The organism is Paenibacillus sp. J31P190 (genome assembly GCF_059692075.1).
In genome coordinates this window covers 52,249-78,164 of sequence record NZ_JCAUAS010000028.1, presented here as the reverse complement: position 1 = coordinate 78,164, position 25,916 = coordinate 52,249, and the positions used below count along the sequence as shown (strand labels likewise).

Sequence of the window (25,916 nt, the reverse complement as noted above, 5' to 3'; positions counted from 1 at the left end):
ATGATGGCGGAGGGGACCCACGCGTTCCCATCTCGAACACGACCGTTAAGCCCTCCAGCGTCGATGGTACTTGAACCGCAGGGTTCTGGGAGAGTAGAACGTTGCCAAGCACAAAAAAACCTTACAAGGAGAAATCCTAGTAAGGTTTTTCTATTTGTACAAATCGATTAAGGGTAGTATACCTAAATCTCATTTGTCTAGCAAACTCCGGAATAGGAGTCCCTAAAGGCTTCTATTCTATTGCTTTTTAGCGAAATCAAGCAAATAGCATACGCTAAAGGCTTCTATTTTTAAGAAATAGCGGGATTCAAACGGTTATTAACAAAAATAGAAGCTCCTAAAGACCGCTATTCCACTATCGATCCACTTTTTACAACAAATAAGAGCCCCAAGGGGCTCTTATTGCGTTTCAAGATCAGCTACTGCATGTAGCAGGAGGTATCTTTACCAGTGATCTTAATCAATCCAGCTTTGCGGTAAGGGCGAAATCGGAAAAGAATCCACAGCCGCGGCATGAGCATCCAAACGTGAAAAATCGTCAGATGGATTAACCATTTGTCAGGTATCCATGGATAAAGAAGTGTAATCATAGCAAGGCCAATCCAAAATAAAGTCAGCTGTATTCTGGATACCAGTCGAATGGAGGCATTCCCTTCTGGCAAGAATCCACACCAAAAGACCCCCCAACGGTAAGACCAGCCCCTCATAGCCATTCCAATTGTGAACTGAAAATAGATCCGGATGAGCAAAGAGTGAAAGATAAGAAGAAGCGGATAGCTGACTAAGAGCGGCAGCCAGTTCGTAGGGTCAAATTTGTAAAAGACCGCAAGTAGCAGCAGCATAAAATAAATAATTATTTTATACAAGGAATGATATATTCGCTTCATTAGAGTATAGCTGTAAATGGTAGATTGTTTGGAAAGATTTGCTTCTTGTTTAGTAGACATGCTGATGACCTCCGCAAGGCGGTTAACCTGATATAAGTCTATATCGGCACATGCCTTCCAAAATATGAGTGTATAGCTAGTTTAGGAGAATTGCGATTCGGATATACTAATAGCAAAGAATAGTGGGGTGATCATATGGAGGAGAACCGAATAGGGGTATGTATGATTTGCGAGCAGCAGCGGGTTGGCGGAATTCATATTATTATGGCCTTTATCTGCGATGAGTGCAGCAGTGAAATGGTCAAAACGAATGTAAATGATCAGAAATATCCGTTTTTCGTTAGGCAGATGAAGAAAGCATTCTATATGGGAAATTCAAAACAATATATGAATTAATGGGAGAAGCTTCTTATAGAAGCTTTTTTGTTTTTTTAGCGTCAATCCACTACTATAAGGGTATAAAATAGAAAGCTCACGGAGCTCAAGGAGTCGTGTCAAGATGAGCAGCCAACATTCAAAACAGTCACGTGCACCTCTTTTTGAAGCAATGGTCGCCCATCACGATAAGAACCCTGCAAGTTTTCATGTACCTGGTCATAAATCCGGACAAGGCTTGCTAGATGAAGGGACAAGCTTTCTAAAGACGGTGATGTCTGTCGATTTTACAGAAATTACAGGTCTAGATGATTTACATAACGCAGAGGGTGTTATTCGTGAGGCCGAGCATCTAGCGGCAGATTGCTTTGGCGCAGAGGAAACGTATTTTCTGATAGGTGGGAGTACGGTTGGTAATTTAGCCATGATTTCAGCTGTATGTGAGAAAGATGATATCATCCTTGTGCAGAGGAATGTACATAAGTCGGTCATTCATGGGCTTATGCTGGCCGGTGCCAAAGCGGTGTTCATAGCTCCTGGCATGCATCCGGAAACAGGTGTGGCCACAAGTCTATATATCGAAGATGTAAAGCAAGCGCTTGTGTTGTATCCAGAGGCTAAGGGGCTTTTTCTAACAAACCCGAATTATTACGGCATAGGTGTTAATCTCAAGCCTTTCGCTGAATTGATGCATGCACATGGGAAGCTGCTGCTGGTGGATGAAGCGCACGGTGCGCACTATGGATTTCATCATGAGGTGCCAGCTTCCGCTTTATCGCAAGGGGCTGATGCTGTGGTACAATCCACGCACAAGATGCTTACTGCAATGACCATGGGGGCTATGCTGCACGTCCAAGGACCCCGGATAGACCGAAGGGCTATTCAACGGTTGCTTGCTATGTTGCAGAGCTCAAGTCCCTCTTATCCAATAATGGCGTCACTAGATTTGGCGAGAAAGCGAATGCATACGGAAGGCAGAGAGTGGCTAGAAAAGGGACTTGCTGTTGTAAAAGAGTTCAGGACGCTGCTTGATGAGCTTACCGTATTCGGTTTTCACCCACGAGAGTTTTCGGGAAATCAGAGTCAAGAGTTTCAAACTGAAGATCCATTTAAAATAGCGATCTATGATGCGACGAATACGATTTCTGGAACCGAACTCAAAGAAAGGTTGGAAGCCCAAGGCTGCTTTGTCGAAATGACGGATGGGCGTCAAGTGCTTCTTGTATTCACACCAGCTTCCACCAGAGCGGATATGTTAAGAGTTGTCCAAGCGTTAACTAACATTTGTTTAGACGTTCCTATACAAAAGAAGGAACTTCAAGCGCCAATCTCGAATATACTTAAATTACCCTACTATACTCCAATCTCTTCTCCTGTTGCCTTTGATATGAGAGATATCTCCAAAGCATCACGAGACAGCGTGTTTAGTCAGGTAAGTGTTCAGGGAGCGGTCGGGAAGCGTTCTGCGGATATGGTAATCCCTTATCCACCGGGAATTCCCTATTTATACCCTGGCGAAATCATTTCGGCTTCTGTGGCCGAAGCCTTATTGCAATTGGCCGCAAACGGCATCAAGTTTCAAGGAACCGAATTTGGGCAGACACAAAAGCTAAAGATATACACATAAACCATTCTATGATCTGGTAAAGCAGCATGCAGGAGGAAGCGTGAACGGAATATTTATAACGTTTGAAGGGCCGGACGGCGCTGGGAAAACAACTCAGCTTAAGAAATTGGCTGAGGAGCTTAAGAAACAAGGACATGACGTCCTCGTTACGAGAGAACCGGGCGGAACGGCAATCAGTGATCAAATCCGCAGTATTATTCTTGACCCTGTGAATAAGGAGATGGTGGATCAAGCGGAAGTTTTGCTTTACGCATCATCCAGAGCACAGCATGTGCATCAGTTAATTCTTCCGGCACTCGCAGCTGGCCGAATAGTGCTATGTGACCGCTTCATTGATGCAAGTGTTGCTTATCAGGCTTATGGGCTTGGCGTAGATGTAGATATGGTAAAAGCCATCTCGCGGTATGCCAGTTCAGGACTACAAGCAACCCGGACATACATCTTAGATGTGCCAGTGGAAGTAAGCTTGGCAAGACTTCACCATAGAGCATCGGGCACGGGCGTTAATGCCCAACAGTTGGATCGCATTGAACAGAAAAACGTAGATTATCACAGCCGGGTACGGGAAGGTTTCCATCAGATTGCAGCTGATCATCCTGAACGGGTGCGAGTTGTTAATGCAAACCGTAGCGAAGATGAGATTGCAAAAGATATACGGACGGATTGTAATCGATTGCTTGAGGAACATATTTCCTGTTAAAGCAGAAAATCCATTCTTAGTTTATAATAAAAGGGAGGAACCACCCATGAAACTAGTCGTTGCCGTTGTACAAGATAAGGACAGTAACCGTCTCTCTAATGCTTTAATAAAAGAAGGGTTTCGCGCCACGAAGCTGGCAAGTACCGGTGGATTTTTACGTGCGGGAAACACAACTTTTATGATTGGTACGGAAGATGAGAGGGTGCAAGAGGTCATGCAGGTCATTCGCACCAATTGCAAAATTCGGGAACAGCTTGTTACACCGGTTTCTCCAATGGGAGGAACGACGGATTCCTATATTCCATTCCCTGTGGAAGTTCAAGTGGGTGGAGCCGCGGTTTTCGTATTGCCGGTAGAGCGCTTCGAGCATTACTAATCAGACATACACAAGGATGGATGCGTCTTGAAAATTAATCCGGGGTGGCAGCCCATCGGTAAGAACGTCAAAGTGAATGAGAACGTCCCGCCGCCACAGATGGCCCCCCGGAATTTCTCTGACATTATGCAGCAGCAGGATGAGAAATTTACGCAGGAGCAATTATCCAAGATGGTGCAGCAAATTACGCTGCAGGGCGATCGTCTGTCGCGGGCAATGACGGTGAGAGAGCTTCTGCAGTACAAACTGCTGATTAAGCAGTTTCTAGAAGAAACCGCTCGCCGTGGTGTCAATTTAAGAGATACGAAGGGCTGGGATCGTCGCGGCCGTTCGAAGCGATATAAGCTCTTGGAAGAAATCGATCTAGAACTGCTTTCATTAGCAGATGAATTGCTGGAAAATGAGCAGGGCCGAATTGAAATTTTGCATAAAATCGGAGAAATCCGAGGGATGCTGATTAACTTGCTATTTTAAAATATAAGAAAATAGTTGTTTCACGCTATATGATGTTAATATTTCTGGGTAAACACATTCGTCCTGGAAGGACAGTGTATCCGTTTATCCTCGGGATGGAGCGTATTTCTAATGTCCTTTCAAGCCATACCGGGGCAAGCAGCGGCTAAGCAGCTTCTGCAGAACGGGCTGCGGCAAGACAAGCTGTCTCACGCGTATATATTTAGTGGGCCTGTAGGAACTGGACGCTCGGAAATGGCCATAGCTTTGGCTAAAGCTATCTACTGCCAGCACGGGACTGAAGAGGCATGCGGTGAATGTTTGGAATGCCGTAAGGTTGAGCATCGTAATCATCCAGATCTACACATCGTTACGCCAGATGGAGCTTCGATTAAGATTGAGCAGATTCGTGAGCTGCAAAAGGAGTTTGCTTACCGCGCTACAGCCTCCGGAACCAAAATTTATATCCTGTATCATGCAGATAAAATGACGGTACAGGCTGCCAATAGTTTGTTGAAATTTCTAGAAGAGCCGACCTCTCGTGTGGTCGCGATTCTCATAACTGAGAATGGCAATGCGCTGCTGCCGACGATTCAATCGCGGGCGCAGTGGATTAATTTCACGCCAATGCCGCGTGAGCAAATGGTCTTGACGCTTTTGCAAGAGGGTCATCCCGCATCGCTTGTACAGCCCGCCGCACATTTAACGGCAGGATTGCAAGCGGCTAGGGATTTAATAGCTGCGAATTGGTTTGCAGAAATGAGAACCGTAGTGTTACAATTAGCTAAGGAGACGCTCACACGTTTCCCTACTTCCATGATTACGGTACAGCAACGGATTGTGAAAACGGAGCTAGCGGATCATATGTCGAGTCTGTTCGACTTGTTGATTCTCTGGTTTAAAGATATGGTGCAGTTGCGCCTGGAGCGCAGAGATAAGCTTGTTTATAATGATCAGCTGGACTGGATGAGCTCCCTCGCGTTCAGCCGGGATGTCTCAGTATGGGTGCGTATGATGGAGCAAGCCGTAGATTTACAAAAACGACTGCGTTTCAACGCCAATTCTCAGCTGGTTATAGAGAAAATGCTCGTGGAGATGCAGGGGGTGTAAGATGTATTCGGTAGTTGGCGTCCGCTTTAAGAAGGCGGGTAAAATATATTATTTTGATCCGATTGATTTGCCAATTGAGAAAGAAAGTGCCGTTATTGTTGAAACCGCTCGCGGAGTGGAATACGGCAAAGTTGTCGTTGGAAAGAAGACTGTCAAAGAAAATGACGTCGTTCTTCCTCTCAAGAAGGTGATTCGCATTGCGGATGACTCGGATGCTGATTTGGTTGAAGAAAATAAGAAAGCAGCCAAAGATGCGTTCCAAACATGTCACGAGAAAATTAAAGACCATAGTCTTAAGATGAAGCTCGTGGACGTAGAGTATACCTTTGATCGCAATAAAATTATTTTTTATTTTACGGCGGAAGGACGCGTTGATTTCCGGGAGCTCGTGAAGGATTTGGCGAGTATTTTCCGGACCAGAATCGAACTGCGTCAAATTGGTGTACGGGATGAAGCGAAGATGCTTGGAGGTATAGGTCCGTGTGGGCGAATTCTATGCTGTTCATCGTTCTTAGGTGATTTCGAACCCGTATCCATTAAGATGGCGAAAGACCAGAACTTATCGCTTAACCCAACCAAGATTTCGGGATTATGCGGACGGTTAATGTGTTGTTTGAAATATGAACATGATAACTACGAGAGCGCGAAGGATTCACTGCCAACCGTGGGTAGACAAGTAATTACTTCTTTTGGTAATGGTAAAGTGCTCGGATTGAATATCAAAGAACGTACAGCAAAGGTTCAATTGTTTGACCTTGGAAAAGCACTTGATTTACCTTTCGATGATGTAGTTGAACAAGAGTAGAGGCAAAGTATCCAAGGAGGCGCTGGCCAGTAAGCATGCATGGCACTAGAGGTGAAAGCGTGGATAAACAAGATATTTTTGGACAAATAGATGGGATCGAAGAACGAATGGGTGCCACTTATGCCGAGTTGGGTGCCTTAAAGAAACAAATTATTAACCTCATCGAAGAAAATAAGAGATTAAGCATAGAAAATCAGCAGCTCCGCAAACTGATCAGACAAGAGGAAACCATTGTCGAGCAGCCAGTTGGAGAGGCGGAGGAACCTCTTCCGTTACCTGGAGCAGGTTATGATAATTTGACTCGCTTGTATAATGAAGGTTTTCATATTTGCAATGTGTATTATGGACACCTTCGGACCGAGGGAGATTGTTTGTTTTGCTTATCCTTTTTAAATAAATAAGTGATTTTGACCGTAGGGGTGTATGCCTTACGGTTTTTTTCCATAATGTGCAGACTAGAGAGGAAATGACGGAGAATACGTATGAAGCAAGTACAGTTAAGACCTACCGAACGAATTGATGATTTATTGACGTATGATTTGAAAATAATTCAGAGTGATGAAGTGTTCAGCTTTTCACTAGATGCCGTCCTGCTAGGCCGGTTCTGCAGTGTGGCTCCCAAGGGGCGCATGATTGATTTATGTACGGGCAATGGGGTCGTCCCTTTGCTCTTAACAACGCGGACACGAGCTGAGATTTGGGGCGTTGAAATTCAAGAACGGCTCGCGGATATGGCGGTTCGCAATGCAGAGATTAATGGGTTGGAAGACCGGCTGCATATGCTCCAGGGAGATCTGAAAACCATTCACGAAACCTTAGGACATGGCCAATTTGATGTCGTTACGGTGAATCCTCCCTATCTGCCTGTGCCTAACGGTGAGCAGAACGCCAATGAGCATTTCGCTGCGGCTCGTCATGAAATATATTGCAACTTAGAAGATGTCATTGCGGCAAGCGCAAAGCTGGTGAAGGCTGGCGGTAAAGTAGCAATGGTCCACAGGGCTACTCGTTTAATCGATATCTGCTGCTTAATGAGGCAGTATCGACTTGAACCGAAGCGCATTCGCTATGTGCACGCACGTGCTGGTGAAGAAGCGATGATGGTGTTGGTCGAGGGAATGAAGGATGGAAAGCCAGAAATCCGTACTTTACCGCCGCTTATTGTTTATGACGACAATCAAGAGTACTGTAAAGAGCTGAAAGAAATTTACTACGGGGGCAGAAGCTCCTTAGAGTTTTCGTAAGAAAACTGGCTTCGTAAGCATAATCATAAAAAAGTGAAGAGGGACATAACAGTGAGCTTGAATGTGCAAAAGAGCTATCGTGAGGATGGAAGCGGCGTAGGCACGCTGTACCTGGTTGCCACACCGATAGGCAACCTAGAAGATATGACCTTCCGTGCGATTCGCACCCTGAAGGAAGTGAGTATGATTGCCGCTGAGGACACGCGGCAAACACGCAAGCTGCTGACGCACTTCGAGGTCGCTACGCGACTCGTCAGCTATCACGAACACAACAAGCAAGCAAGCGGACCCGAACTCGTCCGCTTGCTGCTTGAAGGGCAGAGCATCGCGCTGGTCAGCGATGCAGGGCTGCCGGCCATCTCCGATCCAGGTTATGACCTGGTGAGGATGGCCGTTGAACAGAGCGTGCCGGTGGTGCCTATCCCCGGCGCGAATGCGGCCCTGTCGGCGCTGATTGCATCAGGCTTGCCGACAGAGCGTTTCTCCTTCGTCGGTTTTCTCCCCAGGGAGAAAAAGGATCAGACGAAGGTGCTTGAAGGGCTGCAGGATACGCAGGATACGCTGCTGTTCTATGAATCACCGCACCGCGTCGAGAAAACACTTACCCGTATGGCGGAAGTGTGGGGGGCGGAGCGCCGGGTGTGTCTCGCCCGCGAGCTGACGAAGCGGTACGAGGAGTTCCTGCGAGGCACCATCGCAGAGTGCCTCGCGCATTTGGAGCAGTACCCGCCGCAGGGCGAGTACTGTGTGATCGCCGAAGGCGCCTCGGAGAAGGCAGCCCGCGAAGCAGCCGATGGCTGGTGGGAGGCGATGACACTGGGCGAGCATGTTGAGCACTACGAGCAAAGCGGGAGCGATCGTAAGGATGCACTGAAGTTGGTCGCGAGCGATCGCGGACTTTCCAAGCGTGATGTATACAATGCACTACTCGAGCGCTAAAGCGCGCGGGAAGTGCAGCGTTCCCGCCGCACTCGCCGCTATATCGTTCTCCGAACAAAAAAAGATCTCTAATCCGTGGCCGAAGCCAACAAATTAGAGATTAGAGGAGATATGAAAAAGGTTAGAATTACCAATAGGATAAGTGCTACTTCTATTATATACTACTTTTCTTATTTTGTCACAGGTGTTGGCATTTCTGCTAAACAAATATGACAAACAATTTTTCCTTTGAAGTAAGATACGTTTTCAGCGTTACCACAGAAGATACAAGCAGGCTCATATTTCTTCAACATGATGCGCTCGCCGTCTACATAAATCTCCAAAGCGTCTTTCTCACCAATTCCCAGCGTGCGGCGCAACTCGATTGGAATAACAACGCGACCCAATTCGTCAACTTTTCTTACAATTCCCGTAGATTTCATCATATATATAAACCCCTTTCGATTTTATCAAAAATTTATCAATATCGTCATGTTTCGACATATCTTCTTGCCTAATGATACCAACGATTCCCAAAATAGTCAACCATATTTTCGTCTATTTCAGCTTATAATTCAAAAAAAATTTTAATATTGTTTCTGTTTAAAATATGATAAAGACCAAGTAGAATAAGGGAATGTAAGCCATATATTACGTGTGGCCTCCTTAAAAAGCTCAAAATTAAGAAGATAAAGGCTATCCAAGTAAGACAGAGAAATTGGAATAAGTATTTCGACAGAATACGACAATTATGTCGAAGTGACAAAGAGAATTGTCGAAATTATTTAAATTTGCTAAAGAGAGGTTGTGAATGAATGAAGGAAGAGAAGGTTTTTAAAGATCCGGTTCATAAATATATTTACGTGCAGGACAATACGATTTGGGATTTAATTAATACACGAGAGTTTCAGAGACTGCGCCGCATAAGGCAATTAGGCACCTCTTATTTAACTTTTCATGGTGCTGAGCATAGTAGATTCTCTCATTCACTAGGTGTCTATGAAATCACTCGGAAAATTATTTCACAATTCGAACGCAATCACTATGAGGATTGGCCTCAAGAGGAACGTCTGCTCTGCCTTTGTGCGGCCTTGCTCCATGATCTGGGTCACGGACCCTTCTCGCATTCCATTGAAAAAGCTTTCGGAACGAGACATGAAGACTGGTCATGCAGAATTGTCCTTGGAGATACGGATGTGAATAAAGTCCTCAGTCGAGTGTCACCCGATTTTCCGAAAAAAGTGGCAGGTGTTATTTGTAAATCGTATAGTGAAGAAATTGTAGTCAGCCTTGTATCCAGCCAGTTGGATGCAGATCGCATGGACTATTTGCTGCGCGACGCCTATTTCACTGGTGTAAATTACGGCACGTTTGATCTGGAGCGGATTCTTCGTGTTATTAGGCCCTATAAGGGGCATATTGTTGTTAAAGAAAGCGGAATGCATGCGGTAGAAGACTATTTAATGTCTCGCTATCAAATGTATTGGCAGGTGTATTTCCATCCCGTGACACGTAGTGCGGAAATTTTGCTGCACAAAGTTTTTGCGCGTGCTAAACATTTATACGAAGAAAATTATACGTTTGGATTTATGGTTGAGCCTATTTTGCATCTGATTCAGAATAAAATTACGCTGGAAGATTATTTACTACTGGATGAGTCTGTTATGCAGACGATGCTAACTTTCTGGAGTAATGAGAAAGATCCTATTTTAGGCGATATGTGTAAACGGTTTTTGGACCGTAAGTTGTACAAGTACAGCACCTTTGATGAATCTAATCAACGTCAGATTAAGCTGATGGAAAAAGTGATGGCCGAGGTCGGATTCGACCCTACCTATTACATGGAAATTGATTTTCCATCGAATCAATCCTATGACGTGTATAGACCGGGGGAAACGGACGATAACTTGCCTATTTTTCTGCTGGATCATAAGGAGACTTTAACGGAAATTACGCATCGATCTGAGATTGTTCAGTCCATCAGTGGATTCCAAATGGGTAAGCATCATGTGTATTATCCGGAGGAGCTGTTGGAACGGTTGAACGCAACCAATTATCCTGATTTATGGGCACTGCTTGGCGAGCAAGATTAGCTAGAAAAATAAGTGAAGCAGAATATTACAACTTAAGGGAGAACAAAGATGCTAACGGATTCACACACACATTTAAATGCTGAACAATTTAATGAAGATCGAGATGAAGTGATACAACGAGCGCTGGACGCCGGAGTGACAAGAATAGTGAATGTAGGCTTCAACCGGGAGACCATACCCAGTTCGATTGCCCTCGCTGAGAGGTACGATTTCATTTATTCTACGGTAGGTTGGCATCCTGTTGATGCAATTGATATGATGCCTGGCGACTTAGAATGGATTGAAGAGTTGTGCAAGCATGAGAAAGTTGTTGCCATCGGAGAAATTGGACTAGATTACTATTGGGATAAGTCACCGAAGGATGTACAGCAGCGGGTATTTCGGGAGCAAATTCGTCTAGCGCGTAAATTAGGGATGCCCATTGTCGTACATAATCGAGATGCCCATCAAGATATTTTGCACATTTTAAAAGAAGAGAAGGCCGAGGAAGTGGGGGGAATCATGCACTGCTTCTCTGGAAGCTGGGAGACAGCGAAGCAGTGTCTGGATATGAATCTTCATATTTCTTTTGGAGGTCCAGTTACGTTTAAGAACGCTAGGCAACCGAAGGAAGTACTGGCTCAAGTTCCGCTAGATCGTTTATTAATTGAGACCGATGCTCCTTATTTGACCCCGCATCCTTTCCGCGGCAAGCGTAATGAAACCGGCTATGTTCGCTTGGTAGCTGAGACGGCCGCGGAAATTCGGGGTATGACTTTGGAAGAGATTGCGGAAATAACAACAAACAATGCTATTCGATTGCTAGGTCTCAAGTAAGGCATTTTTCTCGAACCTACGGCGAAGTACAATACCGCAGCTGAAAGAAATGAAGATAAGACTGATGAGTGGAACGAGCAGATAGATGGGTGAAGAGCGAATCATAAGAGGAATCGACAAGATACATAGCTCAAGCAACAAGACTGACCAAATGATAATGGCCAATGAGCCGGCCTTCGAATTCTGATTGAGTGGGTACATCTCCAGCCAGAACGTATAGCGATGGGCACGCTCGAGCGACGATAACTGAACAAGGGAAATCACAAGTGATATCATAAAGATTAAACTCCTTGCAGTACCGCTGCTTGAAACGGCTATAGCGAGCACCCCTAACAAGGTGATACGCAGTACGATAGCGAACAGCTCCGTACGCAGCAATGTCTTCATATATAGGTACAAATAGGCAGCATCTTGTCTAAAAGGTATGAACCGTGTAAGCCCGCTGATCCAACTTCGGCGGGCTATTCGCGTTCCCATTTGAGGCACATCCACGAACCAGCTGAAAAAGGCATAAAGCCGAGCTTGCTGCTGACTTTCCTTGGTGATCAAGAAGTCCCAGCCGATGACGTATTTAGATACGAAATGAACGGCTGCTAACCATACGAAAATGAGTAGCAGCGCCGCGCCGCTTGCCCATAAAATGCTGGTTAGAAATTGCAGCGATATGAGAGCAGTTGTTGCAATCCAGCGAAAGCTAACCGAAGCTAATCTGGCACGCTCGTGAGCAAATCGGCTCTCCTGCCAGCTAGCTAATAAATTAGCTATCTTTAATAGAAGAAGTAGTGCAAGCATGAATAAGAAATGCTGCTCTGAAGCGCCCAGACAGTGATGATAAAGCGGCCATAAAATAACCCAGGCAATAAATGTCCAAAAAGCTTGCAATATCAAACTGTACATGAATCCGCTTCGGAAATAAGCGCCCATTTGATGTTCGATCCGCAACAAAAACATGCGGTCTGCTTTCCTTACCAATGTACGAATGGGGCTTGAAGATAGAATCGGAACGAGCAGCAGAAGCACGATCCACAGATAGGGATAATCTGTCGGAAGACGCTGTAGTATTTTTGCATAATAATAGGAAGAAATGATGACAAGAAACAACACGAGACCGATGAAATTACTACGTGCTGCGTATTGCCAATAGCCCATGGATTCCTTCATATAATGTTCGAATCTTTGCTGCCATAAGATATGGGTGTTGATGTCCATATTTCTCATAACGAATCCCCTTGTACGAGCTTATAGAAAATGTCGTCTAGTGACGCTCCCGGAAGTTCGGTTTGCCCGCGTAATTCGACTAAATCACCCTGCGCAACCATGCGACCTCGATGAAGGACAACGTAGTTATCGCAATATTTTTCAATGGTTGACAAAATATGCGATGAGATGAGGAATGATGCTCCTTTATGTTTCATTTTGACCATTAATTCTAATAAGGAACGGATCGCTAAAGGGTCAAGGCCGAGAAAGGGTTCATCGATAATATATAACGAGGGTTCGATCAGAAATGCGTTCATAATCATGACTTTCTGTTTCATTCCTTTGGATAAATGGCTGGCGAAGCTGTTCAACTTGTCCTTCATTTGAAACTGCTCCAAAAGGGAGCTAGATCGAGCCGAATAGTCGTCCTTCGACAAACCGTAGGCCATAGCGGTTAGCTCAAGGTGTTCTCGGATCGTAAGCTCTTCGTAGAGCTCAGGACTTTCGGGTACATAAGCGTAAGTTGCGCGATAGGACAAAGGATTTTCAGCTAAAGTGAGTCCGTTGATTCGAATCGATCCTTTTTGCGGTTGAAGAAGGCCGAGAATGTTTTTGATTGTCGTACTTTTACCCGCACCATTAAGTCCGATGAGTCCCATCATTTCACCTTGACGGATAGAAAAGGTTAGGTCATGAAGAACAGGCTTTTTTGGTAAATATCCGCCGTATAAAGAGTCAACTTGTAGAATGGAGCCCATCTCATTGCCTCCCTGATTAGCAAATTATTGGTATTTATGAATCACTTTCCTATACGATCATTATAAACAAATTTGTAATTTAAGCCTAGTTTAGGGGTGGAAAGTTGAAAAGAGTTAGTATACGTACGTGAAAGTGAGATATAAGTAGAGATAAAGCTGTTTTTTTGCTCATTTAAGCGAATTTTAGTCGATTTAGCCCTTTTTAGTAGGTGTTAATCCCTTTACAGGTTAAGATTAACAGCGTAATATACTTTTCATAATAACTTAATAACCAATTTGCCATTTTTCCATTCGCTGAGTTCCATTTATGGGAACGGGGGAACCACTGTAAGCTGAAGAAGCATGCTTCTTGAGTGAACAGAGTGAGTAACAGGGGTGAATCTTTGAGTATACTTCGTATGCTCTTAGTAGGGCGACTCTCACGTCCGAATCCGTCAGCTAACCTCGTAAGCGTAAGAGAGGTAACGATTGTCGTTCGTGCTATTTGTGTATTTTATTATACCAACTAAGCCAGCGAGAAGAGTCCTCTTCTTGCTGGCTTTTTGTCTTCATAAAGGGCTATACACATTTCGGACGACTAAAAATTGCCCGGAATTCATATGAATGTTGAATAGGCAAACTGGTGTGGGACGACCAGAAGGCAGCGGTATAGCACCGTACTGCTGATGGCGAACACGTTAAGTTAAACTAAAAAACCTTAGTCGCGTCAAATCTAATCATGCTGTAACCTGGCGGCGAGGCTTTGAAGGAGGACCGAAGAAGTGGGCAGTATCTCTATTAGCGAGACCCATGTAAAACGATCATCCAGCATGTCCTTCGCATTGCGATGGAAGCATGAAAACTTGCGTTTGATTTTAAGTCTAGCCATAATTTCAATCGCAATGACTTTCATGTTTTTGGTGTTGTTGTACGGTACGGCTACCAAGAGCGTATCCGTGGTTGTGAATGGACAAGAAACTGTTGTGCAAACGAAGCAATGGGTCCTGCAACGCCTACTGGATGAACAAGCCATAAAGATTGGTGAACACGATGAAATTTCTACTGCGCCAACGACAACAATCAAGGGTGGAGACAAAATTGTCATCGAACATGCCTCACCGATTCAATTGACTGCTGATGGAAAGACCACCACTGTTTACACAACTGCAAGAACGGTAGAAAGTGCATTGCAACGTTTACATATTGCACTTGGGGAGCACGATCGTTTAACTCCCGAACCGACAACCGCTCTGAGCTCAGGCGATGAAATCAAAATCGTCCGTGTGAAAAAAGAGACGGAGGAAGTAACTGAGCCGATTGCGTTCGATACGGAAAAGAAGAGCGACGCGTCGCTGCTCAAAGGCAAAGAGCAAGTCGTCCAAGAAGGTAAAGAGGGCGTACTCTTGAAGAAGAAAGAAAAGACTTTCGAAGATGGTGTTTTAGTCGCGGAAGCAGTTGTGGGTGAAGAAGTACAAACAGAAAGTATTAATAAAGTCGTGTCCGTGGGCACGAAAAACCCTGTTGTTGTTCTCTCGTCTTCATCACCTAGTGTGGATGAGGTTTCGAAGAATGGTGTAACATTTGGGTACAAACAAATCCTGAAGAATGTGAAGTTGACTGCCTATTCGGCAGACGTGGCATCTACAGGTAAATCCGAAGGAACTCCTGGTTTCGGTAAAACCTATACAGGGACTACCGTGACAGAAGGCAGAACAATAGCTGTTGATCCTAAAGTTATCCCGCTAGGATGGTGGGTGTACATCGAGGGCATTGGCTTCCGCCGGGCTGAAGACATTGGCAGCGGTGTGAAAGGTCAAATGATTGATGTTTTCTTTGAAGATCATGGTTATGCCAATAAATTCGGAACGAAGCAAGGGTACACCGTGTATGTGGTAGGACCGAAAAAGCCATCTGAAAATTAACGTGTAAACGTCAGTTTCAGCGGGAAGAATGTCATATATACGTTGCCAAGTAACAACTTGGGCGAAAGAAGAGGGGACCCCTCTTCTTTTTCTGCGTTGATTATGAAAGTATTAGCTTTAGACTTAGCTCTGCATCAACCTTGACAAACGCGCTCGTCCCAGAAGGACGACGGAGTCGTTTATCCTTGGTACTGGGAAGGGAACCGCTAATGATTAAAGAAGTGATTGTCGTCGAAGGCAAGGACGATACAGCTGCTATTCGCCGAGCGGTAGAGGCGGATACGATTGAAACAGGCGGCTCTGCAATTGGACAAGCCGTACTAAAGCGTATTGCACTTGCGCAGCAGCGAAGAGGCGTTATTATATTCACGGACCCGGATCACGCAGGTGAACGGATTCGGAAGATTGTAGCAGCCAAGGTGCCTGGCTGCAAGCATGCCTTCATTACGCAGGAGCAGGCCGAGTACAAGGGTGATATCGGGGTCGAGAATGCGACGCCTGAGACGATCCGTCATGCCCTGCAGAGCCTTCGAACGGAATATGATGGTGCGGTTTCACAGCTGACCATGGAGGATCTCATGGCCGCTGGGTTGATTGTTCATGCTGAGGCGGCTTCTCGCCGGCTGATTGTGGGTAAAGCATTAGGAATTGGCTATTGCAATGGCAAGCAGTTTTATAAGCGCTGTGCAATGTTTCAAATCTCGCGCGAGGAATTTGAGGCGGCTTTGGAGCATTTGGAAGCTGATAAGTAAAATGGATGTTGCTATTGGTGTAGTTTCTACAACAAATCTCTTTCCAAATGGCTATTTTGCAACTTGAAGTTGCAGTTTGTACAACATTTTAAGCCCATTTATTGCGAAATGGCCTGTATAGGCTCCAAATTGTTGTACATTCTACAACAAAAAAGGGAAAAGGCGAGATTTAGGAAGCAATTGCTGCACTTTTTACAACATCATTCAACGATGAATAGGGATTCATTCATCCTGCAGCCTCGATTGAGCGTCGTTGACGATTGATCTTTATTTAAGACACCTCAATCTAGAGCAAAATAATTGAATGAGATTTGGTGCAGAGTTTTAAGGAGCATTTAAATGAAAATGAAGAATGTGAAATCCAGAACCTATAGATAATGAGGTCTATATCATGAATATACCCAACAATGAAGTGATTGTAACAGCGGATGACGTAGCTACACCGAGTAAAACGAAACAAATTATTAAGAGAAATGGTCTGGTGCTCAAAAAGAGCTTGGGTCAAAACTTTCTGATTGACCAAAATATCCTAAGCAAGATAGTCATGGCCGCTGAGCTCGGCCCAAACAAGGCTGCGCTTGAGATCGGCCCCGGCATTGGGGCGCTCACGCAGCAGCTGGCCAAGCTCGCTGGCCGCGTCTTGGCCGTCGAGATCGATCAGCGTCTGCTGCCCATCCTGGACGAGACGCTGGAGCCGTATCCCCATGCTACCGTTGTCCATGGGGACATCTTGAAGACCGACCTGCCGGAATTGTTCCGGCAGCATTTCGAGGGCATGGACGGCGTCAGTGTCGTCGCCAACCTGCCCTACTACATCACGACGCCGATCATCATGAAGCTTCTCGAAGAGAAGCTTCCCTTGGAGAACATCGTCGTGATGATTCAAAAAGAGGTGGCCGACCGCATGGCGGCTCGCCCGGGCACCAAAGATTACGGCAGCCTCAGCATTGCCGTGCAGTTCCACTGCGAGCCGGAGCTTGTCACGATCGTGCCGGGCACCGTCTTCGTGCCGCAGCCGAACGTCGACTCCGCCGTGATCCGGCTGCGTGTGCGCAAAACCCCGCCGGTCGAGGTGGCGGACGTGGACTTCTTCTTCGCTGTCGTCCAGGCGTCCTTCGTCCAGCGGCGCAAAACCCTTTACAACAACCTAGCTGCGCGGTTCTTTACCAAAGAAAACAAGCCTGAGCTGGAAGCTCTGCTGCTCGGCATTTACATAGAGCCTTCGCGTCGCGGCGAAACGCTCAGTATGGAAGAATTTGCGCGCTTGTCATCGGCTCTTCGCGCGCACGGCTGCAAATAACCCGCACCAAATGCCTAGTCCCGCCATAGGATACCCCTAGGAGGGGATTTGTGCTATGAGGCAAGGAGACTTTGTTACCCGTAAATCCTATGGCGGCGACGTCATGTTTAAGATTGAGCGCATAGAGCAGCTGAAGGCTATCCTGCGTGGTGTGGATTATAGGCTGCTCGCGGATGCGCCTCTAGTGGATTTGACCATTTCAAATCCGACTGATGTCATGGATCATCCGCGATCGAGTTCACCCGAATTTCGGGAGTCGCTCCGGCGTCTGGCGGTATCCCAGTTGCAGCTGCAAGAGAAAAACCAACTCTCAATAAACCATAAACAAAATACCGATAAAAGCTACTTCGAAGTGCCTGGCAAAGTACTGCACCTGGATGGCGATCCTACTTACTTACGTAAAAGTATGCAAATCTATGGGGAATTGCGAGTGCCTGCCGAGGGATTTTATATTCCTGAAGCACAAATGGCGGATGCTCTTCACAGGCTGCTTCCACAAATTAAGCCCGACATTGTTGTCATTACCGGTCATGACGGAATACTTAAGCAGCGCAAGGGCGGAGGTCCAAGTAACCTTTCCAGCTATAAGAATTCACAAAACTTCGTAAACGCTGTACAGATCGCCAGACAGTATGAGCGTAACCGGGACTCCATGATTATTGTGGCTGGTGCTTGTCAGTCTCATTTTGAGGCCTTGCTGAGGGCTGGAGCTAATTTTGCGAGTTCTCCTGCTCGTATCCTCATACATGCCTTAGATCCGCTTTGTATCGCGGCTAAACTGTCATATACTTCCGTGAAGGAAACCATATCCATGCTTGATATCGTTGACTTGACGGTGACAGGCTTAGAAGGAATAGGTGGGGTTGAGACGAGAGGCAGCTATCGCATGGGGGTTCCGGGTATTCAACATACGGAAGATCATGTTTAAATATTCCTATGATATGTGTAAAAAACAACATGAACCGACAAAACATAGGGTATACAATATCGACACTTACCTGTCATTCGACTCCTTGGAGGGGGCTGACTGGGTAAGTGTTCTTTTTTTAGTGGAAAAGTGTGAATAATTTGCGAACTTTGGAGACAACCTGTAAGAGAGGGATTTCGAAAATTCAGCAAAAATGCCGTTGACAACAGGAATGTGGTGCTGATATAATATTTGACCGCGTTTGACATGCCTGTCTGAATGGGTTATAATTAACTAGGAAAGAGGTGGTAGTTGACAATGGCAAAAAATGCGCTGTTGGAGATCAAACGCAGTTTGGAGCCCCACGTTGGGCAGAAGATCATGTTAAGAGCGAATGGTGGCCGTCGAAAGACTGTCGAGCGTTCTGGTGTTTTAGAAGAAACCTACCCTTCTGTGTTTATTGTGAAATTAGATCAAGAATCCCACGCCTTTAAACGAGTGTCGTACAGCTACGCCGATATCCTCACCGAATCCGTTGAAGTTACCGTGTGTAATGACGATGGACAGGTTCGTATCACCTACATCCAACATTAGCTTAATGCATTCCTATATGAGCAGACCCGGAGGGTCTGTTTTTGCATTTGAATGGACCTTATCGGGTTGGGCATACTATAGCAAAACTCCAAGGAGGTTCCAATTATGAGTCGCAGAAGAGGGATCATGTCCGAAAGCTTTAAATATGAATTAGCCAAAGATCTAGGGTTTTATGATGTGGTGCAGCGTGAGGGCTGGGAGGGCATCCGAACGAAGGATGCAGGGAACATGGTGAAGCGTGCGATCCAAATTGCTCAGGAACAGCTGGTGAAACAGTATAACCCTGCGGCTTCTACCATCAACCAGACGCAATCAACGTACAGTCAGCAAAGTAACATTCAACCTAACTATAGTCAGCCTAGCTTCAATCAAACTAACTACAGTCAAGCTTCTTCCAATCCGTCTAACTACACTCCGTCGAATTATAATCAGTCCAACTATCAATCTGTATCTTCCCAGCAACCCTATTCGCAGCCTCAATCAAGCTTTAATCAGAACGTATACAGTGGAGCGCAGCAAACGCAATCTTCCTATACACCTGCTGCCTACACGGCGAATACGACCAATGTAAATACGTATAGATCTTCTAATCCAATACAACCTAATGCAGCGGTTTTCAATCAAACAATTACTGGATCGCAGGAAGCAACGCAAGCGGAACAGCGTCCCTTCTACAGCTAAAGCGAATGCTTTAGCTTTTTTTTTGCGCTTTTGTTATAATATTTTAACGGCAAACGAGCAAAAGAAGGTGATCTGATGAAGATTTTTGAAAAAGCACCGGCTAAAATCAATTTATCCCTTGATGTTTTACATAAAAGATCGGACGGTTACCATGAAGTTGAGATGGTCATGACGATGGTAGATCTAGCAGATCGGATCGAAATGCAGGAGCTTTCGCGAGACACCATCATCATTTCCAGTCAGGCGGGGTATATTCCGCTCGATGAGAAGAACTTAGCCTTTCAGGCGGCACGCCTTATTAAGGATCGATACGACGTCAAACAGGGCGTTTACATCCATTTGGACAAGCAGATCCCCGTAGCAGCGGGTCTAGCAGGGGGCAGCAGCGATGCGGCAGCTACACTTAGAGGTTTGAATCGGCTCTGGAACTTAAACATCCCTATGGAAGAGCTGCAGGTGCTTGGAGCTGAGCTTGGCTCGGATGTACCCTTTTGTGTAACGGGAGGGACGGCTGTCGCTAGAGGACGTGGAGAGAAGCTGGAACCGATCGTCTCGCCGCCTCAGTGCTGGGTCGTACTTGCGAAGCCGCCTATCAATGTGTCCACATCGGAGATTTACGGGAAGCTGAATGCTCGGGAGATTAAGCATCATCCTTCAACAGAAGGTGTGCTAAACGCGATTCGGGAGAAGCGATTCGATCAGCTTTGCGGAAGCCTCGGCAATGTGCTTGAGGAAGTGACGCTGGACCTTTATCCTGAGGTGAGACATCTCAAAGAATGTATGCAGAGGCTTGGTGCGGATGGTGTATTGATGTCGGGCAGCGGGCCGACAGTATTCGGTCTCGTATCCAAGGAAGCGAAGGTGCCCCGCATTTATAACGGGCTGCGTGGATTTTGTAAGGACGTTTACGCAGTGCGGATGTTGACGTAGATGAAGTAGGACGGTTGCAGGGCCCGCGAAGGGCTCTTTTTCATTGAATAGAGGGTGGACTAGGATTCTAGCCACTCCATAAACTGTGTCAGATTGATGTCAAGTTGATGTTAATATAATTTTCATGAGAAGCTTGAATAAATACGTATAAAAATGGTATATTTTCATTATAATATTCGGATTTTTGGGGGTAGTGCGATGAAAAAGTTGAAAAGGAGCGCTAGGCTGGTGGAAATGACGCAATATTTGTTATTCCGCCCCCATTCGTTAATCCCTTTAACGACTTTTGCCGAGCGTTACAACTCTGCTAAATCCTCCATTAGTGAAGATTTAGCGATCATCAAGGAAGTATTTGAAGAAGAAGGACTAGGCGAGCTGAATACGCTTGCTGGGGCTGCTGGAGGTGTGAAGTTTTCACCAAAAGTGCCTAAGGAAGTATCACTGAAATTTATACAGAACCTTTGTTTACAACTGCAGCAGCCAGAACGGATTCTTCCAGGCGGTTATTTGTATATGTCAGATATTATGGGGCAGCCCCAATATTTGAATGAAATTGGCAAGACGTTTGCATCCGCTTTCGCTGGTCGTGATATTGATGTAATTATGACGGTAGAAACGAAAGGCATTCCACTCGCTTATGCGACGGCAACTTATATGAATCTGCCTGTTGTGATTGTCCGCAGGGACAGTCGTGTGACGGAAGGGTCAGCGGTTAGCATCAACTATGTTTCAGGTTCCAACAAGCGGATCCAGACGATGTCACTCGCGAGGCGTGCTTTGAAAGAAGAGTCAAAGGTGCTTATCATTGATGATTTCATGCATGTTGGAGGTACCATCCACGGTATGATGGATTTGTTAGCGGAGTTCAAAGCCTCGGTTCAAGGGGTTGGTGTATTCATGGAGTCTTGTGAGGTTGAAGAGCATTTGGTCGATCACTACGTATCGCTTGCTCGTTTATACGGCGTAGATTCCAAGACGAAACAAATCACAGTAGAGCCAGGCAACTATTTTGACAGTAAAAAAGGAGATTCGTAAAACGATGGAACTTATTTCAACAACAGCAGCACCTGCTGCTATCGGACCTTACTCGCAAGCGGTAAAGCTAGGTAACCTTCTCTTTACTTCTGGACAAATTCCACTTGGCTTGGATGGACAGATTGTAGAGGGCGGAATCAAGGAACAGGCCCATCAAGTGTTTGCGAATTTGAAGGGTGTGCTTGAAGCAGCAGGTTCATCATTTGATCAAGTTGTGAAAGCGACGGTTTTTTTGAAGGATATGAATCAGTTTGCAGAGCTGAATGAAATTTATGGTTCGTACTTCGGAGACCATAAACCGGCTAGATCCACTGTCGAAGTGGCCAGATTACCTCGCGATGTTTTTGTCGAAATCGAGTTAATTGCTGTGATTTCTGTCGAAATTTAACAGTAACATTAAGATTGTATAAAATTATCGAAAATTTCAAAAAAAGAAGAAGGAATTTGCACGACGATGTGGAATATTACACCCAAGTCTCAGAGATGGAAAAAGGTGGTGAACACAAGTGCAAATTACAGATGTAAGACTCCGCCGGGTCAACTCCGAGGGGAGGATGAAGGCGATTGCTTCCATTACCATTGATAACGAGTTCGTCGTTCATGACATACGTGTCATCGACGGTAATAATGGGATGTTCGTGGCTATGCCAAGCAAACGAACACCGGATGGTGAATTCCGTGATATCGCTCATCCGATTTCTTCCACAACACGTGAGAAAATTCAAGCGGCTGTACTAGCTGAATACGATCGCGCGGCTGTAGAAGAAGAGGTAATTGAAGAAGGCGCATAATTCAGATTATTGAGAGAGCCCTTGGGCTCTCTTTTCTTTTGGGTGGTATTGATGCTATATTTGGTTGAAGAACTCATCGATTATACATATAGTAGTGTGTAACTATTTATATTAAAGGGGTTGAATGTTAGTTGAAACTCATGGGGATCGTACTGGCCGCAGGACAAGGAAAACGCATGAAATCGAAGCTTTACAAGGTGCTTCATCCGGTTGTAGGTAAGCCAATGGTGGAACACGTTGTAGACACGCTGCAGCATATAGAAGTAACAAAAACACTCGTCATTGTTGGATTCGGGGCCGAAGCCGTAAAGGGACATCTGGGAGATCGAGTGGAGTACGCTTTGCAGGAGCAGCAGTTGGGAACGGGTCACGCTGTTCTTCAAGCGAAGGATGCTCTTGGCGAAGAGGAAGGGATGACTGTTGTCATTTGCGGTGATACACCGTTGATTTCGGAAGCTACCTTGATGAGCACCATTGAGCTGCATGAGTTGTCTGGAGCGTCTGCGACAATTCTGACAGCCAAACTCGATGAGCCGCATGGTTATGGACGCATTATTCGCGGTGAAGACGGCCGAGTAGCAAGGATTGTTGAGCAGAAAGACTGCAGCAGCGAAGAAGCAGCAGTTCAGGAGATCAACACAGGCACTTATATTTTCGATAATCGGAAACTATTTAAGGCATTAGCGTCGGTTACGAACAATAATACGCAAAATGAATACTATTTGACTGATGTCATTGGGATTATGACAGGCGGAGGAGAAGTTGTTCAAGGCTATTGCATGGAGGACAGCGCAGAATCGATCGGTGTGAACGATCGTGTGGCACTTGCTGAAGCTGAGCGGTTGTTCAAAGCGCGTATTAACCGTGAGCACATGCTGAACGGGGTTACGATTGTAGATCCATTGAATACGTATATTGAAAAAGATGTTACCATCGGCATGGATACGGTACTGCTGCCGGGTACTATTCTACGGGGTCGTACGGTTATTGGGGAACAATGTACAATTGGACCGCAAACGGAAATTATCGACTCGACGATTAGGGATGAGGTTACGATTAAACAATCCGTCCTTCAGGATGCCTATGTGGATAATGAGGCCAGTGTGGGGCCGTTTGCTTATTTGAGACCTGGCGCTAATATTGGGAAGCAAGTGAAAATTGGCGACTTTGTTGAGATTAAGAACGCGACACTAGGTGAGGGATCGAAAGTTTCTCATTTAAGCTATGTAGGGGATGCAGTTGTTGGTACGAATGTAAACATCGGCTGCGGCGCCATTACTGTAAACTATGACGGATTCAATAAGAGTTTAACGGAAATTGGCGATGATGCCTTTGTTGGCAGTAATGTGAATTTGATTGCTCCTGTGAAAATCGGCAAGGGCGCCTATGTTGTTGCAGGTTCTACAATTACACATTCCGTAGATGATGGCGATCTAGCGATTGCCCGTGAGAGACAATCCAACAAGTCTGGATATGCGGATAAAATTAGAGCGCGAGCTAAAGCGAAGAAGGAAAATAAACAGAACAAAGAGTAATTCACAACATAGGAACGGTAAATCTCACTTTGTGAGGATGAATTTGGATGGAACTTCTTGAGGTTGGGTAGGCTATGAACTAGCTGTTACCCACTTGGCACTGCTTATTCAAGCGAGGTGCTGAGCAAAACCCTTAGGAGGTTCTTTTTCTTATGGCATTTTCATTAAAAGCGGAATCCCGCAAAGAAACTACGAAATCAGATATTAAACAACTGCGTATCCAAGGTAGAATACCTGCCGTTGTATATGGCCAAAAGGTGGGCTCTGAGGTCATTACGGTTGATCAGAAAGAACTAATAGCGCTGCTGCGCCAAAATCCTCATGCTATTATTGATTTGGATATGCCAGACGGCAGTGGTAAGCAACCCGTGATGATCAACGAGATCCAGCGGGACAAACTTAAACGAGAGCGGCTGCTGCATGTCGATTTTCATCAAATTAATATGGATGAGCCTGTTAAAACGATTGTCAGCTTGGAATTCATTGGTGAGGCTGAAGGGGCCAAAGAAGGCGGCATTGTTCAAATTCAGATGCATGAGCTGGAGATTCGATGCTTGCCCAATCAGATACCAAGTTCGATCAAGGTGGACATTTCGAACATCGGACTCGGAGATAACTTATTAGTAAACCAACTCACTATCCCTGCGGGGATTGAAGTGAAGTCTGACTCTAATGATTTGGTTCTCACGGTTCTTGCGCCTCAGAAAGAGACTGATGTAGAAGAGCCAGCAAATAATGAAGAGAAGGTTGGACAAGCGGAAACATCGAACGAAGCTGCGACTGAAGGACAGCCGGTTTAGATCAAACCAACGACAAGGAACCCTCACATCTATATGGAGGGTATCCTTTATTACTATGTTGTAAGCGCTTAATATCCGGGTCGCGAAAGAAAAACGTGAGTATTTCGGTTGTAGAATGTATTATTTACTTTGATAAAATACAAGGTGTAGATTTCGATGAAGCCTATATCCTTATGTACATTTTGATAGTATACTTGGACGGGAATACAGGATTCAGCATGATCTTGTAAATGAAGATCGGTTGTAAGCTGTTGACCATTTAAATACATATGACTGATTCACCCACAGCTTTAAATTTGATGGTTCGTTTTCATATAGGTAAACAATAACCTCTAGATGATGGTTCCGCAAAGGATTTTTTAGTTTAACTTTAGGAGGATTTAGAAGAAGATGAAATGTTTTATTGGACTGGGTAATCCGGGAAAACAATATGAGATGAATCGACACAATGTTGGTTTCATGGCCATTGACCGTTTTGCTGCCAAATGGGGTATTACTTCTTTTCAAAATAAAAGTAAGGGTCTTCTAGGCGAAGGTATGGTCAATGGAACGAAGGTATATTTACTTAAACCGATGACTTATATGAATCTTTCGGGCGAATCCATGCGGGCGTTCTTGGACTTTTATAAAGCAAAACTGGAAGACGTTACGATTGTTTATGATGATATGGATACATCATTCGGTCAAATTCGACTCCGCTATCAAGGCAGCCCTGGCGGTCATAATGGGATTAAATCTATTATTCAACATGCTGGTACGCAAAGCTTCAACCGAATTCGAGTGGGTGTGAACAGGCCAGCGCCCGGTTATAATATTGCCGACTATGTCTTATCTAACTTTTCCAAAGACGAGATGAAATCAATAGATGAGGTACTCGACCTCACCTGCGAAGCCATGCTATTCAGTCTGAGTGAGTCATTCGAAAAGACGATGGCGAAGTTTAATAAATAAGTGAAGTCATCTGCTTCAGACTCATTGTATGCAAGTTCGCTATTCGAAAATGACAATGGCACATTCGGCTAATTTCTCCGAAGAATGGTCATACTAGGATGTAATCGAATAGTCGAAGGAGGCATACATATATGATTAAGTATATTTGCAGACATTGTCATACCTTTGTTGGGGAAATTAATCAGGAATCGATCACGGAGCAGCAGTTAGGCTTCCATTTCTTGACCCCCGATGAGCGTAGAGATATAATATCGTATAACACGAATGGAGATGTTACGGTAAGGGTCGTTTGTGACTACTGTCGTGAGGCGCTAGAAGCAAACCCAGAACTGTCCCTGCTGGCAAGTCCGTTGCAGTAAAATTGATGAAGATAAAGA

29 protein-coding genes, 1 rRNA gene, 1 pseudogene and 1 riboswitch are annotated in these 25,916 nt (G+C 45.2%); of the genes and pseudogenes, 27 read left to right on the top strand and 4 right to left on the bottom strand.

The annotated features are described in order from the left end of the window. Positions 1 to 110 (top strand): 5S ribosomal RNA (rrf, locus tag AC58U0_RS31770); the annotation flags it as partial. Positions 111 to 419: 309 nt separating this feature from the next. Here the strand turns inward: rrf and AC58U0_RS31765 are convergent. Next, on the bottom strand, positions 420 to 947 hold the full coding sequence (locus AC58U0_RS31765; protein WP_497382783.1) for a hypothetical protein: 528 nt from the start codon (positions 945 to 947) through the stop codon (positions 420 to 422). A 135-nt stretch (positions 948 to 1,082) separates the two neighbouring features. Here AC58U0_RS31765 and AC58U0_RS31760 point away from each other — a divergent pair, with 135 nt between their 5' ends. From AC58U0_RS31760 to rsmI, 10 genes are all read left to right on the top strand, one after another. Then, a complete protein-coding gene (locus AC58U0_RS31760) occupies positions 1,083 to 1,283 on the top strand; it encodes a sigma factor G inhibitor Gin (protein ID WP_497382782.1) in 201 nt (66 codons plus the stop codon). 103 nt (positions 1,284 to 1,386) lie between these two features. After that, positions 1,387 to 2,889 carry an aminotransferase class I/II-fold pyridoxal phosphate-dependent enzyme gene (locus AC58U0_RS31755; protein ID WP_497382781.1) on the top strand — a complete coding sequence of 501 codons (1,503 nt, stop codon included), beginning with the start codon at positions 1,387 to 1,389 and terminating at the stop codon, positions 2,887 to 2,889. Positions 2,890 to 2,929: 40 nt separating this feature from the next. After that, positions 2,930 to 3,589 (top strand): dTMP kinase, encoded by a 660-nt coding sequence (gene tmk / locus AC58U0_RS31750; protein ID WP_497382780.1) that lies wholly within the window; start codon positions 2,930 to 2,932, stop codon positions 3,587 to 3,589. Positions 3,590 to 3,635: 46 nt separating this feature from the next. Then, on the top strand, positions 3,636 to 3,965 hold the full coding sequence (darA, locus tag AC58U0_RS31745) for a cyclic di-AMP receptor DarA (protein WP_029198490.1): 330 nt from the start codon (positions 3,636 to 3,638) through the stop codon (positions 3,963 to 3,965). A 27-nt stretch (positions 3,966 to 3,992) separates the two neighbouring features. Continuing rightward, complete coding sequence (locus tag AC58U0_RS31740) at positions 3,993 to 4,439, top strand: YaaR family protein (RefSeq protein WP_029198491.1); 447 nt, start codon at positions 3,993 to 3,995, stop codon at positions 4,437 to 4,439. 111 nt (positions 4,440 to 4,550) lie between these two features. Beyond that, positions 4,551 to 5,528, top strand: coding sequence for a DNA polymerase III subunit delta' (gene holB / locus AC58U0_RS31735; RefSeq protein WP_497382779.1), 978 nt, complete (start codon positions 4,551 to 4,553; stop codon positions 5,526 to 5,528). 1 nt (position 5,529) lies between these two features. Further along, positions 5,530 to 6,333: a PSP1 domain-containing protein gene (locus AC58U0_RS31730; RefSeq protein ID WP_029198493.1), complete on the top strand. Its 804-nt coding sequence runs from the start codon at positions 5,530 to 5,532 to the stop codon at positions 6,331 to 6,333. 59 nt (positions 6,334 to 6,392) lie between these two features. Beyond that, entirely contained in the window at positions 6,393 to 6,734 is a 342-nt protein-coding gene (gene yabA, locus AC58U0_RS31725) for a DNA replication initiation control protein YabA (RefSeq protein ID WP_029198494.1), read from the top strand. A gap of 81 nt (positions 6,735 to 6,815) precedes the next feature. Next, positions 6,816 to 7,577 (top strand): tRNA1(Val) (adenine(37)-N6)-methyltransferase, encoded by a 762-nt coding sequence (locus AC58U0_RS31720; RefSeq protein ID WP_497382778.1) that lies wholly within the window; start codon positions 6,816 to 6,818, stop codon positions 7,575 to 7,577. Positions 7,578 to 7,628: 51 nt separating this feature from the next. Then, positions 7,629 to 8,516, top strand: a complete 888-nt coding sequence (gene rsmI, locus AC58U0_RS31715) for a 16S rRNA (cytidine(1402)-2'-O)-methyltransferase (RefSeq protein WP_497382777.1) — start codon at positions 7,629 to 7,631, stop codon at positions 8,514 to 8,516. Positions 8,517 to 8,686: 170 nt separating this feature from the next. Here the strand turns inward: rsmI and AC58U0_RS31710 are convergent, their stop codons facing one another. Beyond that, positions 8,687 to 8,941: an AbrB/MazE/SpoVT family DNA-binding domain-containing protein gene (locus AC58U0_RS31710; RefSeq protein ID WP_028557356.1), complete on the bottom strand. Its 255-nt coding sequence runs from the start codon at positions 8,939 to 8,941 to the stop codon at positions 8,687 to 8,689. A 369-nt stretch (positions 8,942 to 9,310) separates the two neighbouring features. Between AC58U0_RS31710 and AC58U0_RS31705 the strand changes: the two genes are divergently transcribed. Continuing rightward, positions 9,311 to 10,588 carry an HD domain-containing protein gene (locus AC58U0_RS31705; protein ID WP_497382776.1) on the top strand — a complete coding sequence of 426 codons (1,278 nt, stop codon included), beginning with the start codon at positions 9,311 to 9,313 and terminating at the stop codon, positions 10,586 to 10,588. Between the two features lie 48 nt (positions 10,589 to 10,636). Beyond that, on the top strand, positions 10,637 to 11,404 hold the full coding sequence (locus AC58U0_RS31700; RefSeq protein WP_497382775.1) for a TatD family hydrolase: 768 nt from the start codon (positions 10,637 to 10,639) through the stop codon (positions 11,402 to 11,404). Here the strand turns inward: AC58U0_RS31700 and AC58U0_RS31695 are convergent. Together AC58U0_RS31695 and AC58U0_RS31690 are read right to left on the bottom strand one after the other, a co-directional pair. After that, a complete protein-coding gene (locus AC58U0_RS31695) occupies positions 11,390 to 12,622 on the bottom strand; it encodes an ABC transporter permease (protein ID WP_497382774.1) in 1,233 nt (410 codons plus the stop codon). The two genes, AC58U0_RS31700 and AC58U0_RS31695, sit on opposite strands and share 15 nt — an antisense overlap. Next, the gene (locus AC58U0_RS31690; RefSeq protein WP_497382773.1) at positions 12,619 to 13,362 is read right to left on the bottom strand and encodes an ABC transporter ATP-binding protein; all 744 of its coding nucleotides are present in this window, start codon (positions 13,360 to 13,362) and stop codon (positions 12,619 to 12,621) included. The genes AC58U0_RS31695 and AC58U0_RS31690 overlap by 4 nt, the downstream gene beginning before the upstream one ends. Before the next feature lie 282 nt (positions 13,363 to 13,644). Continuing rightward, a riboswitch (cyclic di-AMP (ydaO/yuaA leader) is annotated at positions 13,645 to 13,830 on the top strand. Between the two features lie 293 nt (positions 13,831 to 14,123). Here AC58U0_RS31690 and AC58U0_RS31685 point away from each other — a divergent pair. From AC58U0_RS31685 to fin, 14 genes and pseudogenes are all read left to right on the top strand, one after another. Then, positions 14,124 to 15,263 (top strand): resuscitation-promoting factor, encoded by a 1,140-nt coding sequence (locus AC58U0_RS31685; protein ID WP_497382772.1) that lies wholly within the window; start codon positions 14,124 to 14,126, stop codon positions 15,261 to 15,263. 209 nt (positions 15,264 to 15,472) lie between these two features. Beyond that, positions 15,473 to 16,015 (top strand): ribonuclease M5, encoded by a 543-nt coding sequence (gene rnmV, locus AC58U0_RS31680; protein ID WP_497382771.1) that lies wholly within the window; start codon positions 15,473 to 15,475, stop codon positions 16,013 to 16,015. A 391-nt stretch (positions 16,016 to 16,406) separates the two neighbouring features. Further along, on the top strand, positions 16,407 to 17,315 hold the full coding sequence (gene rsmA, locus AC58U0_RS31675; protein ID WP_497382770.1) for a 16S rRNA (adenine(1518)-N(6)/adenine(1519)-N(6))-dimethyltransferase RsmA: 909 nt from the start codon (positions 16,407 to 16,409) through the stop codon (positions 17,313 to 17,315). 55 nt (positions 17,316 to 17,370) lie between these two features. Then, on the top strand, positions 17,371 to 18,243 hold the full coding sequence (gene yabG / locus AC58U0_RS31670; protein WP_497382769.1) for a sporulation peptidase YabG: 873 nt from the start codon (positions 17,371 to 17,373) through the stop codon (positions 18,241 to 18,243). 297 nt (positions 18,244 to 18,540) lie between these two features. Further along, positions 18,541 to 18,816 carry a biofilm formation stimulator Veg gene (gene veg, locus AC58U0_RS31665; RefSeq protein ID WP_028557365.1) on the top strand — a complete coding sequence of 92 codons (276 nt, stop codon included), beginning with the start codon at positions 18,541 to 18,543 and terminating at the stop codon, positions 18,814 to 18,816. 105 nt (positions 18,817 to 18,921) lie between these two features. After that, positions 18,922 to 19,092, top strand: a pseudogene (locus tag AC58U0_RS31660) (small, acid-soluble spore protein, alpha/beta type); the annotation flags it as partial. Positions 19,093 to 19,572: 480 nt separating this feature from the next. After that, positions 19,573 to 20,427 carry a 4-(cytidine 5'-diphospho)-2-C-methyl-D-erythritol kinase gene (gene ispE, locus AC58U0_RS31655; RefSeq protein ID WP_171690727.1) on the top strand — a complete coding sequence of 285 codons (855 nt, stop codon included), beginning with the start codon at positions 19,573 to 19,575 and terminating at the stop codon, positions 20,425 to 20,427. Positions 20,428 to 20,625: 198 nt separating this feature from the next. Further along, complete coding sequence (gene purR / locus AC58U0_RS31650) at positions 20,626 to 21,462, top strand: pur operon repressor (RefSeq protein ID WP_029198001.1); 837 nt, start codon at positions 20,626 to 20,628, stop codon at positions 21,460 to 21,462. Between the two features lie 4 nt (positions 21,463 to 21,466). Then, positions 21,467 to 21,850, top strand: coding sequence for a RidA family protein (locus AC58U0_RS31645; RefSeq protein WP_171690726.1), 384 nt, complete (start codon positions 21,467 to 21,469; stop codon positions 21,848 to 21,850). Positions 21,851 to 21,968: 118 nt separating this feature from the next. Continuing rightward, positions 21,969 to 22,253: a septation regulator SpoVG gene (gene spoVG, locus AC58U0_RS31640; protein WP_028557369.1), complete on the top strand. Its 285-nt coding sequence runs from the start codon at positions 21,969 to 21,971 to the stop codon at positions 22,251 to 22,253. 131 nt (positions 22,254 to 22,384) lie between these two features. After that, positions 22,385 to 23,788 (top strand): bifunctional UDP-N-acetylglucosamine diphosphorylase/glucosamine-1-phosphate N-acetyltransferase GlmU, encoded by a 1,404-nt coding sequence (gene glmU, locus AC58U0_RS31635; protein WP_057303820.1) that lies wholly within the window; start codon positions 22,385 to 22,387, stop codon positions 23,786 to 23,788. Positions 23,789 to 23,940: 152 nt separating this feature from the next. Then, positions 23,941 to 24,588: a 50S ribosomal protein L25 gene (locus AC58U0_RS31630; RefSeq protein WP_497382768.1), complete on the top strand. Its 648-nt coding sequence runs from the start codon at positions 23,941 to 23,943 to the stop codon at positions 24,586 to 24,588. Positions 24,589 to 24,978: 390 nt separating this feature from the next. Next, positions 24,979 to 25,539, top strand: coding sequence for an aminoacyl-tRNA hydrolase (gene pth, locus AC58U0_RS31625; RefSeq protein WP_029197997.1), 561 nt, complete (start codon positions 24,979 to 24,981; stop codon positions 25,537 to 25,539). A 131-nt stretch (positions 25,540 to 25,670) separates the two neighbouring features. Beyond that, entirely contained in the window at positions 25,671 to 25,898 is a 228-nt protein-coding gene (gene fin, locus AC58U0_RS31620) for an anti-sigma-F factor Fin (protein WP_497382767.1), read from the top strand. Positions 25,899 to 25,916 lie beyond the last annotated feature (18 nt).

Coding starts and splice junctions, on each gene's coding strand:
- ispE (WP_171690727.1), top strand. CDS start 19,573: ATGAAGATTTTTGAAAAAGCACCGGCTAAAATCAATTTATCCCTTGAT.
- darA (WP_029198490.1), top strand. CDS start 3,636: ATGAAACTAGTCGTTGCCGTTGTACAAGATAAGGACAGTAACCGTCTC.
- AC58U0_RS31630 (WP_497382768.1), top strand. CDS start 23,941: ATGGCATTTTCATTAAAAGCGGAATCCCGCAAAGAAACTACGAAATCA.
- AC58U0_RS31695 (WP_497382774.1), bottom strand. CDS start 12,622: ATGAGAAATATGGACATCAACACCCATATCTTATGGCAGCAAAGATTC.
- holB (WP_497382779.1), top strand. CDS start 4,551: ATGTCCTTTCAAGCCATACCGGGGCAAGCAGCGGCTAAGCAGCTTCTG.
- AC58U0_RS31700 (WP_497382775.1), top strand. CDS start 10,637: ATGCTAACGGATTCACACACACATTTAAATGCTGAACAATTTAATGAA.
- AC58U0_RS31760 (WP_497382782.1), top strand. CDS start 1,083: ATGGAGGAGAACCGAATAGGGGTATGTATGATTTGCGAGCAGCAGCGG.
- AC58U0_RS31705 (WP_497382776.1), top strand. CDS start 9,311: ATGAAGGAAGAGAAGGTTTTTAAAGATCCGGTTCATAAATATATTTAC.
- AC58U0_RS31730 (WP_029198493.1), top strand. CDS start 5,530: ATGTATTCGGTAGTTGGCGTCCGCTTTAAGAAGGCGGGTAAAATATAT.
- AC58U0_RS31720 (WP_497382778.1), top strand. CDS start 6,816: ATGAAGCAAGTACAGTTAAGACCTACCGAACGAATTGATGATTTATTG.
- pth (WP_029197997.1), top strand. CDS start 24,979: ATGAAATGTTTTATTGGACTGGGTAATCCGGGAAAACAATATGAGATG.
- yabG (WP_497382769.1), top strand. CDS start 17,371: ATGAGGCAAGGAGACTTTGTTACCCGTAAATCCTATGGCGGCGACGTC.
- AC58U0_RS31765 (WP_497382783.1), bottom strand. CDS start 947: ATGTCTACTAAACAAGAAGCAAATCTTTCCAAACAATCTACCATTTAC.
- rnmV (WP_497382771.1), top strand. CDS start 15,473: ATGATTAAAGAAGTGATTGTCGTCGAAGGCAAGGACGATACAGCTGCT.
- rsmA (WP_497382770.1), top strand. CDS start 16,407: ATGAATATACCCAACAATGAAGTGATTGTAACAGCGGATGACGTAGCT.
- AC58U0_RS31755 (WP_497382781.1), top strand. CDS start 1,387: ATGAGCAGCCAACATTCAAAACAGTCACGTGCACCTCTTTTTGAAGCA.
- AC58U0_RS31710 (WP_028557356.1), bottom strand. CDS start 8,941: ATGATGAAATCTACGGGAATTGTAAGAAAAGTTGACGAATTGGGTCGC.
- veg (WP_028557365.1), top strand. CDS start 18,541: ATGGCAAAAAATGCGCTGTTGGAGATCAAACGCAGTTTGGAGCCCCAC.
- AC58U0_RS31645 (WP_171690726.1), top strand. CDS start 21,467: ATGGAACTTATTTCAACAACAGCAGCACCTGCTGCTATCGGACCTTAC.
- AC58U0_RS31690 (WP_497382773.1), bottom strand. CDS start 13,362: ATGGGCTCCATTCTACAAGTTGACTCTTTATACGGCGGATATTTACCA.
- fin (WP_497382767.1), top strand. CDS start 25,671: ATGATTAAGTATATTTGCAGACATTGTCATACCTTTGTTGGGGAAATT.
- purR (WP_029198001.1), top strand. CDS start 20,626: ATGAAAAAGTTGAAAAGGAGCGCTAGGCTGGTGGAAATGACGCAATAT.